The sequence below is a fragment of the Aliikangiella maris genome (assembly GCF_040719265.1).
Taxonomy (GTDB): Bacteria; Pseudomonadota; Gammaproteobacteria; order Enterobacterales; family Kangiellaceae; genus Aliikangiella; species Aliikangiella maris.
Map to the genome: position 1 here is coordinate 1 of NZ_JBFDAH010000080.1, position 2628 is coordinate 2628.

Below are 2628 nucleotides of genomic sequence, written 5' to 3' on the forward strand. Positions count from 1 at the left end.
TCCTTAGCGACCTGCTTTAATGTTGCCGCAGTTTGCGCATCAATAGAGCCATTATAAGCCAGCAGTGTTGGGTCTTGTTTTAACAAGAATCCGTAGAACATGGCAGCAGATAAAAAGGCCCCGGCTTCACTTTGATGTGTTCCATCCGAGAACATTTGAATGGCAGGATAGTCAGTCACCACCTTGGCAAATGCAATCCCGACAGGATTCAAGGTTTGTTGCTTTGAGTTAGCCAACGCCTGATAATTCTCTCTGACTTTAGGCGCTTCTACACTGTAAGCATCACGGTGATGCCAAGTCATGTAAAACACCGGAGTTTTATTAGCGGCAATCACTCGGTCACTCATCAAGCCGCCATAAGTCATTAACTTGTCTGTCTCATAGATAGGCTCATAACTACCGCCTTGCAGTACCACTGTGTCATAGTCACCCGTATTGATTTTAGTGGTTGTCGCTTCACGGAAGTAATGGTTCTCAAAAGTATTGCCACCATAAATCTCGGTATCAATACTCAAGGCAATGCCTTTTTCAGTGGCCATTTGTTTTAACGTCCCGGGGATATCAAAGTGACCGGTCAAGCTGTTACCCACAAACAAAACGCGTTGTGCGGTCGTGTCTAATGACTTATTAATCAAACCGGTTTCGGTTGGCACAGGAGCTTCATCGGCAGGTGCCTGACTGGTAATGGCCCCTTGTGGTAAAAACACTTGATACACATCGATATCGGTTGGTAAATCAACACCCCAGTTAGAGTTAAAGGCTACCCGAGTAAAGTCACGGTTAACGGTTGCATGTGGCTCGGTCCAGTAACCATTAGGAACTGAGTGATGGAAAGCAATGTTTAAGATAGTTGGGTTGGCTTTTAATTCCAGCGCAAACACCTTGTCATGCATCCACACACGACTGCCGTCATTGGTAGCGGTATCGCCATAGGTTGACACTAATACCCAACCTGGTTTGTTATAAGCTTTACCTGAGAAGTGAAAAGCGGTTGCACTACCGTTAACATAAGAGTTGAACAAGTCAGTGCGTGTACCGGTTTGAATTTCTACCATAAACACCGGTCCACCATTTGACTGATAGTCAACTGCGACATAAGCATCATTCCCGTTGGGCAATAAAGCTAGGTCAGAATGCTCTGATTTGGTGTGCAGTTTTACCTGCTGAGTAAAGTCACGTGAGAAAGCGGTGGTGCCATAGCTGTTGCCATCCCATGAAGCCACAATGTAATCGCCAGAAGGGCTCATGGAAGTATGGTCAGGGCGGCCAACATTATGGGCAGCAAAATCCCAAGTACCCACGATTTGGTCAGTCCATTTATCCCACACCATTAAACCTAATGGATAGAAATCACTGGTTTCAACCTGCATCCCCCAGTAGCGACCATCGGCTGAGTTAGTGCCTTCAGCTTTCGTCCAGGCTCTGGCGGCATTTGACCAAGGCAGGCGACCGGTAAAGTCAGCAATCACTCGGCTGGTATTGCTTAGTACATCTAATTCAAAGACTTTCATACCGCCGTAAGTGGGCATGTAGTGCAGTTTATTGGGGTCATTGCTGTCCCAGCGCACTTCGGCATCTGAAGCAGGGCCATTTAGCTGTTTTAAATATTCCCCACTATCCGCATCATAAACATGCCAGTAACCATTGTAAGCCAGTACCAGGAACATGCTGCTATCGGCATTAAAGGCTTGTTTACGAGAATATTCAACCCGGGCAAAACCTTTCGGTGCTTCAACCTTATGGTCTGTCATGCGTTTGATACAAGTGTTGTAAACTGGGTCAATATACTCGGCACCTTTGGCTAATGAAGTACTGGCGGGGATAGCGGATGCATCATGACCGGCAGTCAGCGCAAAGCCAGTGTTGTAGGCATTATGACAGGCAGTTGATGAAGTGTTGTCTGCTGCAATAGTAGTAAACTGCCAGTTAAACAGGCTGGTATCGGCGGTATTGTCATTCACATTGACACTAACCAGTGAGCCATTGGCCAAGGGTTGGTCTGGAATAAACAGGATTTGATTACCCATCAATTGTGACTGACCAGTAATCGCCTGATTTGACTGAGTGACTGCCAGTGTCAGGTTAGCGGTATCGATGATTTGGTTAAAATCGACTTCAATCATGCTGTTAACATCCACATCGGTGGCTGAGGGCAGTGGCGAAACCTGAGTGACAGACAAGGCGCTTTGGCTTTCTGTTGAGAAGAAAATCAGTGCGGGCTCTAAGGCTCTTTCAGACAATGAGCCAGTCACACTGAGGGTGTATTGCGTGTTGCCACTCAGTTGGTTGTGGGGGTAGAAGTAAACGGTATCGCCTGTCACCTGGTGAGTACCGGAAACCACTTCAGTGCCTGCGATTAAGGTGACATCAATCAGTAGTCCATCGGCTTCAATGGCTTCGGAGTAGCTGACACTTAATTGGGTGTTGGTTAGTACCTCGGTTGCGTTGCTGGCTGGTGTTGAGCTGGTCACCAGAATTTCGGCATCGGTTTCAACGGTCACGGTAAACGTTAAGCCATCGACTTTACAACCAGAAATCACCATCGATGACAGGATAAAAACAATCGGAATAAAGAATTTCCATCGAGTAAAAGTTAAGTTAAACATCATGCACCTTCTTATCAATCAA

Annotated in this window: 1 protein-coding gene; it reads right to left on the bottom strand. The window is 46.5% G+C overall.

Going from position 1 to position 2628, the window contains the following annotated elements:
- On the bottom strand, positions 1-2609 hold a 2609-nt coding region (locus ABVT42_RS21985; RefSeq protein WP_367024477.1), incomplete at its 3' end, for an Ig-like domain-containing domain.
- Between the last annotated feature and the right edge of the window lie 19 nt (positions 2610-2628).